Here is a 1,335-nt window from a genome sequence, read left to right as displayed (position 1 = left end):
ACTGAAGCGTCCCGGGTTTCCCGGAGGCAGTTCGGTTTGGGTCATGCCGCCATATCGAGTTCCTTGTGTGCGGCATAGTAGTTGGTTTCGGCTTCGGCGGGGGTGACGTAGCCGATAGGTCCGAAGAGGCGATGATTGGTGAACCAGTTCACCCATCGCAGCGTCGCCATTTCGACAGCGGCGCGGCTCGGCCATGAGCGCTGCCGCCAGATGACTTCTGCCTTGAACAACCCGTTGATCGTCTCGGCGAGGGCATTGTCATAGGAGTCCCCGACGCTGCCGACCGAGGGCACCAGCTTTGCCTCGGCCAGGCGCTGGGTGTAGCTCATGGCAAGGTATTGCGAGCCCCTGTCCGAGTGGTGGATGAGACCATCGCTGGCCGTGGGGCGACGGGCATGGATGGCCTGCTCCAGGGCATCCAGCACGAAGCCCGCGGTCGCGCTGCTGCTGACTTTCCAGCCGACGATCCGGCGGGCGAACGCATCGATGACGAACACCACGTAGACAAAGCCCGCCCAGCTATGGACGTAAGTGAAGTCCACGACCCACAGCGCGTTCGGCCGCTTGACCTTGAACTCCCGGTTGACCTTGTCGAGCGGGCACGGTGCCTTGCGGTCGGGAACGGTGGTGACGCAGGATTTCCCGCGTCGGACACCGGCCAGCCCCATCGCCTTCATCAGCCGCTCGACCGTGCATTTGGCGATGGTGACGCCATCGCGCAGCAGCTGGCGCCAAACCTTGCGCGAGCCGTACAGGCCAAAGCTGGCCTCGTGAACGCGCCGGATATGGCCCTTCAACTCGTCGTCACGCCGGGCACGGCCGGAGCGCTTGCCCGGATCAGCGAGGCGTGCGGCATGTTGATGATACGAGGAGGGGGCGACCGCCAGTTCCCGGCAGATCGGCTCGATACCCAGCTCCTTGCGATGAGCGTCGATGAACGCCATCGTTATCGCCCGTGGCGGTCGAGCTCCGCCATTGCGAAATATGCCGACGCCTTCCAAAGTATCTCGTTGGCGCGGCGAAGCTCCTTCACTTCGCGCTCGAGCAGCTTCAGCCGGGCGCGGTCATCGTCCGCCATCGCTGCTGGTCCTGCGCGCCGACCGGCCTCGTCACGGCACCAGCGCCGCAGCGTTTCCGCCGTGCAACCGATCTTGCCGGCAATGGACACCATCGCATCCCATTCCGAACGATGATCCGCCCGGTGATCGCTCACCATCCGGACCGCGCGTTCGCGGACCTCGCGTGAAAACTTGTTCGTCGTCTTGCTCATTTCCAATGCTCCTACTCACAAGTGGGAGCCTCCGGGAAACCCGGGACGCTTCACACCTGCTGCCG

General features: G+C 64.1%; 1 protein-coding gene and 1 other annotated feature. The gene reads right to left on the bottom strand.

The window, feature by feature from the left end; translation table 11 throughout:
- Nucleotides 1-41: 41 nt before the first annotated feature.
- A protein-coding gene (locus ABD719_RS18615; RefSeq protein ID WP_425567223.1) for an IS3 family transposase occupies nt 42-1,270 on the bottom strand; the annotation gives its coding sequence in 2 pieces (ribosomal slippage) (nt 42-976 and nt 976-1,270; 1,230 coding nt in all).
- Nucleotides 875-989, bottom strand: a sequence feature (AL1L pseudoknot). Its footprint overlaps the gene before it by 115 nt.
- Nucleotides 1,271-1,335: the final 65 nt, after the last annotated feature.

The sequence above is a fragment of the Sphingomonas cynarae genome (assembly GCF_039537815.1).
Taxonomy (GTDB): domain Bacteria; phylum Pseudomonadota; class Alphaproteobacteria; order Sphingomonadales; family Sphingomonadaceae; genus Sphingomonas; species Sphingomonas cynarae.
This window is presented reverse-complemented; position numbering and strand designations above follow the sequence as displayed.